The 5,133-nt window shown below is 56.7% G+C and carries 7 protein-coding genes and 1 riboswitch; of the genes, 1 reads left to right on the top strand and 6 read right to left on the bottom strand.

The features are described from left to right. Positions 1 to 62: 62 nt before the first annotated feature. From CKK19_RS24785 to moaA, 6 genes are all read right to left on the bottom strand, one after another. The gene (locus CKK19_RS24785) at positions 63 to 770 is read right to left on the bottom strand and encodes a Bax inhibitor-1 family protein (protein WP_003858508.1); all 708 of its coding nucleotides are present in this window, start codon (positions 768 to 770) and stop codon (positions 63 to 65) included. A 58-nt stretch (positions 771 to 828) separates the two neighbouring features. Beyond that, positions 829 to 1,281, bottom strand: coding sequence for a molybdopterin synthase catalytic subunit MoaE (moaE, locus tag CKK19_RS24780; RefSeq protein ID WP_015571082.1), 453 nt, complete (start codon positions 1,279 to 1,281; stop codon positions 829 to 831). A 1-nt stretch (position 1,282) separates the two neighbouring features. Next, the gene (gene moaD / locus CKK19_RS24775; RefSeq protein ID WP_022647502.1) at positions 1,283 to 1,528 is read right to left on the bottom strand and encodes a molybdopterin synthase sulfur carrier subunit; all 246 of its coding nucleotides are present in this window, start codon (positions 1,526 to 1,528) and stop codon (positions 1,283 to 1,285) included. Continuing rightward, a complete protein-coding gene (gene moaC / locus CKK19_RS24770; RefSeq protein ID WP_006809528.1) occupies positions 1,521 to 2,006 on the bottom strand; it encodes a cyclic pyranopterin monophosphate synthase MoaC in 486 nt (161 codons plus the stop codon). Before moaC ends, moaD begins: the two co-directional genes overlap by 8 nt. A 3-nt stretch (positions 2,007 to 2,009) precedes the next feature. Then, positions 2,010 to 2,522 (bottom strand): molybdenum cofactor biosynthesis protein B, encoded by a 513-nt coding sequence (moaB, locus tag CKK19_RS24765; RefSeq protein WP_022647501.1) that lies wholly within the window; start codon positions 2,520 to 2,522, stop codon positions 2,010 to 2,012. Between the two features lie 24 nt (positions 2,523 to 2,546). After that, a complete protein-coding gene (gene moaA, locus CKK19_RS24760) occupies positions 2,547 to 3,536 on the bottom strand; it encodes a GTP 3',8-cyclase MoaA (RefSeq protein WP_017384935.1) in 990 nt (329 codons plus the stop codon). Continuing rightward, positions 3,524 to 3,657, bottom strand: a riboswitch (molybdenum cofactor riboswitch). (Overlaps the previous gene by 13 nt.) A gap of 226 nt (positions 3,658 to 3,883) precedes the next feature. Between moaA and yvcK the strand changes: the two genes are divergently transcribed. Next, positions 3,884 to 4,792, top strand: a complete 909-nt coding sequence (gene yvcK / locus CKK19_RS24755) for a uridine diphosphate-N-acetylglucosamine-binding protein YvcK (protein ID WP_023299636.1) — start codon at positions 3,884 to 3,886, stop codon at positions 4,790 to 4,792. Positions 4,793 to 5,133: the final 341 nt, after the last annotated feature.

Below are 5,133 nucleotides of genomic sequence, written 5' to 3'. Positions count from 1 at the left end.
TGGGGAACCCTCAGCCCTGTGGGAGAGGGTCAGGGTGAGGGCATCAGACAGCGCCACCCTGACTAGCGACGGTTGCCGAAGATACGCAGCAGCATCAGGAACAGGTTGATGAAGTCCAGATAAAGCGTCAGCGCGCCCAGAATCGAGTATTTGCGCAGGTTTGAACTGTCGCGAACATCAATTTGTTCACCGATGTTTTTCAGCTTCTGGGTGTCGTAAGCGGTTAAGCCCACGAAGATCACCACCCCGATATAGGTCACCGCCCACATCAGCGCGTCACTCTTCAGCCACAGGTTAACCAGCGACGCCAGCACAATCCCAATCAGCCCCATAAACAGCATGTTGCCGAAGCCGCTCAGGTCACGTTTGGTGGTGTAACCGTACAGGCTCATCACACCGAACATCCCGCCGGTCACCACAAAGGTGCTGGCGATGGAGGAGTAGGTGTAAACGATGAAAATACTGGAAAGCGTCAGCCCGGTCAGCGCCGAATAGAGCATAAACAGCGTGGTCGCCATACCCGAGCTGAGCTTGTGCACCAGCCCGGAGAGCACGAACACCAGCGCCAGTTGCGCAATAATCAGCCCAAAGAAGGTGATTTTGCTGGAGAAGATAAACATCATCAGTTCAGGCGTGTTTGCCGCATACCACGCGATAAACGCGGTAAGCAGCAGGCCAACCGTCATCCAGCCATACACCTGAGCCATGTAGGTTTGCAGCCCGCTACGGGTCTGCTGAACTATCGAATCGGAACGCGGAAATCGGTCCATGATTCACTCCTGATTAAGTAAACACACACGTTAAGACTAACACATCCACGTAAACCTGTTACCAACGGCTGGCGGCATGCTTATCGCTGTCGCGTGATTCTACCCAGCGCTCACCTTCCGGCGTCGCTTCACGCTTCCAGAACGGCGCTTTGGTTTTGAGGTAATCCATGATGAACTCCCCCGCCGCAAACGCACTCCCGCGATGGGCGCTGGTGACGCCGACAAACACAATCTCTTCGCCGGGCCACATTTCGCCGATGCGATGGATAACCGTAACGCGTCCCAGCGGCCAGCGGCCTCGCGCCTCTTCGACAATGGCCGCCAGCGATTTTTCGGTCATTCCCGGATAATGCTCCAGCGTCAGCGCTTTTACGCTGTCGCCGAGATTATGATTACGCACTTTCCCGGTAAACGTCACGACCGCGCCGTCTTCGTCGCGCCCGGCCAGCCAGTCATATTCCGTGCCCACGTTAAAACGCTCATGGCCAACCAGAATTCGGGTTTCCGTCATCTCAACCCCCTGTGACCGGCGGGAAGAAGGCCACTTCATCCCCATCAGCCAGCGGGTGGGTCAACTCCACCAGCGTCTGATTCACGGCGGCCAGCAATTTGCCTTCATCCAGCGCCAGCGCCCAGCGGTCGCTTTGCGCCGCCAGATGCGCACGCAGGGCGGCGACGTTTTCGAAAGAGCCGTCCAGCGTCAGGCTGTCGGTATTGATCAGCTCACGGACCTGGGCAAAAAAGAGCACCTTAATCATGGCTTTCCACCTTAAAATCACCGGATTTGCCGCCGCTTTTTGCCAGCAGACGCACCGGGCCAATCACCATATCTTTCTGCACCGCTTTACACATGTCGTAGATGGTCAGCGCCGCCACGGAGGCTGCCGTTAACGCCTCCATCTCCACACCGGTTTTCCCGGTTAAGCGGCACAGGGACTCGATACGCACGCGGTTATGCTCCGGCTGCGCCTGCAAATTTACCTCCACTTTGCTAAGCATCAGCGGATGGCAGAGCGGGATGAGGTCCCAGGTGCGTTTAGCGGCCTGAATACCGGCGATGCGGGCGGTGGCAAACACATCACCCTTGTGATGGCTACCGTCGATAATCATCGCCAGCGTCTCCGGTAGCATGGTGACGAACGCTTCAGCACGCGCCTCGCGCACCGTTTCGGCTTTGGCGGAGACATCCACCATATGCGCTTCGCCAGCGGCGTTTATGTGGGTCAGTTGTGACATAGCTTATTTCTTTAAATGGGGATGGAAATTACACGGACGGGTACGGGCATCCAGCTGCGGGGCAATAATGTTTTCCCACGCGGTGCGGCAGGCTTTGGTCGAGCCCGGCATGGCGAAGATCAGCGTCTTGTTCGCTACCCCCGCGACGGCACGGGACTGGAGCGTAGAGGTGCCAATCTCTTCAAATGAGAGCATGCGGAACACTTCGCCGAAGCCTTCTACTTCGCGATCGAACAGCGGAAGCAGCGCTTCCGGCGCCTGGTCGCCTGCGGTAAAGCCGGTGCCGCCAGTGATCAGTACAACCTGGACGTCATCACTCGCAATCCACTGTGAAACCTGAGCGCGAATGGCGTAACGGTTCTCTTTGACGATCGCTTTATCAACAATCTGGTGCCCGGCTTCGTGTGCCGCCTCGCGCAGCCAGTGGCCGGAGGTATCATCCTCTTCACCACGACGTTCGGAAACGGTAAGAATAGCAATGCGTGTCGGGATAAATTCCGCGCTTACCTGACTCATCTTCTGGTTCCTTCTAAAGCCTGATTACCCGCCGATATAGGACAGGTTCTGAGTAATGCCGGTGTTGCCCTGATGCAGGAAATGGGTCTGCTTTTTGTGCGTCAGCGCCTCGGAAATGCGTGCTTCAAGCGCGTCCTGTTGGGCGTCGTCTTCCAGCAAATCGCGCAGATCGACGCCGCCATCCCCGAACAGGCAGAGGTGCAGCTTGCCAACAGAGGAGACGCGCAGGCGGTTGCAGCTGGCACAGAAGTCTTTTTCATAGGGCATGATCAGGCCGATTTCGCCTTCATAATCCGGATGACAAAAGACCTGCGCCGGGCCATCGCTGCGCTGGCGGATCTGGTGGATCCAGCCGCGTTTCAGCAGTTCGTCACGCAGGACCATGCCGGAGATGTGATGGCGACGGAACAGCTCGCTGCCCTCCCCGGTCTCCATCAGCTCAATAAAACGCAGTTGAATGCGGCGCGGTTTGATCCACGCCAGAAAGGTGTCCAGCTGATGGTGGTTCACATCACGCATCAACACGGTATTGACTTTGACCTTGTCGAAACCGGCGGTGAACGCGGCATCGATGCCGTCCATTACCTGCTGGAACTTATCCTGGCCGGTAATGGCGTGGAACTGACGGGCGTCCAGGCTATCGACGCTGACGTTGATCGCCGTCAGCCCCGCATCGCGCCAGTTCGCCACGTCACGCGCCATGCGGTAACCGTTGGTGGTCACCGCTATCTGGCGGATACGTTCGTTTTCACGCACGGCGGCAATGATGTCAGGGAAATCACGGCGCAGGGAGGGCTCTCCCCCGGTAAGACGCACTTTTTCCGTACCGAGTTCAGAGAACGCGCGCGTGACGCGGCGTACTTCATCCACGGAGAGAAAGCCGTTGTTGGTGACGCTGCCCGGCTTGTAGCCATCGGGCAGGCAGTAGGTGCAACGGAAGTTACACACGTCGGTAATCGACAAACGTAAGTAGAAAAACTTACGCGCGAAAGCATCAGTAAGTTGTGAAGCCATGTACACCTTTCCAGATCGGGAGGCACAGTCATTTCTTTCTGTACCCTGGTGGCAAATCCGCCACGGCCAGGGCGCCATATCTCTCGACACAGGCGCCAGGGCTAGAGTGTATGTTTTCAGTTTTGAAAACGTGGTTATGGCGATAGTAGCGTGGAAATCGCCACTTCGCCATTGTCGCTTTTCGCTATATAAATTTATACATAACGATGTTATCGTGCATTTTCACTACAGAATACGCAAAAACAGCGCTTTCGCATTGATATACGTCATTATGGTTTGTGAGAGGCATCGTCTTTTAGGAGTAGTTGCGTTACTGTGACGCAAGCTTAACAGGATAAGGAATAGGTATGCGCAATCGCACTTTTGCGGATCTGGACCGCGTGGTCGCTCTTGGAGGAGGTCACGGTCTGGGACGGGTTATGTCGTCGTTATCGTCACTGGGCTCACGCCTGACGGGCATCGTGACAACAACGGACAACGGCGGCTCAACCGGGCGGATCCGACGTGCTGAAGGCGGGATAGCCTGGGGTGATATGCGCAACTGCCTCAACCAGCTCATTACTGAGCCAAGCGTGGCCTCGGCGATGTTTGAGTACCGTTTTGGGGGAAATGGCGAACTTTCAGGCCATAACCTTGGAAATCTGATGTTAAAGGCGCTGGATCACCTGAGCGTGCGCCCTCTGGAAGCGATCAATTTAATTCGTAACCTGCTAAAAGTGGATGCGTTCCTGATCCCGATGTCCGAACAGCCGGTAGATTTGATGGCGATCGATGCTGACGATCACGAAGTGTATGGTGAAGTGAATATCGACCAGCTTCTCCTTCCGCCAAAAGAGCTGATGACCTACCCCAGCGTACCCGCAACGCGTGAAGCGGTTGAAGCGATTGGCGAGGCCGATCTGATCCTGATTGGGCCGGGGAGTTTTTATACCAGCCTGATGCCGATCCTGCTGGTGAAAGAGCTAGCGCAGGCGCTGCGCAGAACGCCTGCGCCCATGGTCTATATCGGTAATTTAGGCCGCGAACTCAGTCCGGCGGCGGCAAGCCTGTCGCTGGCGGATAAGCTGGACCTGATGGAACAGTATGTTGGTAAGAAAATTATCGATGGTGTCGTGGTCGGGCCAAAAGTAGATGTGTCGGGGATTGGCGATCGCGTGGTGGTGCAAGAGCCGCTGGAAGCCAGCGATATTAAATATCGCCACGACCGCCATCTGCTGCGCGAGGCGCTGGAGAAGGCGATTCAGGCATTAGGTTAGGTTCGTTTTGTGCGGCCTGATGCCCTCACCCCGGCCCTCTCCCACAGGGCTGAGGGTTCCCCACAAATTAATGCGAGCACTGAGCAATCCCCTCGCCCCTCCGGGGAGAGGGTTAGGGTGAGGGGAACATACGGCGGTGGTGGTCATTCCGTTCACTTTATGTTCCTTGCTACTCTGTAACGACATGACCGGTGAACGTGCCAGGGTGGCTCAGTCGCCACCACCCTGGCGACCCGGGCTCCCGGCGGTAAATCGCCGCTTCGCGGTGCCCTCGGCTTATTCCTTCCGGCTTATCGGGTACGGGCGGAGGCAACGTCCCTGTAAAGCCGCCCTCTCGGCGC

It is taken from the genome of Enterobacter sp. CCUG 70166 (assembly GCF_020224095.1).
GTDB lineage: Bacteria > Pseudomonadota > Gammaproteobacteria > Enterobacterales > Enterobacteriaceae > Enterobacter > Enterobacter intestinihominis.
This window is presented reverse-complemented; position numbering and strand designations above follow the sequence as displayed.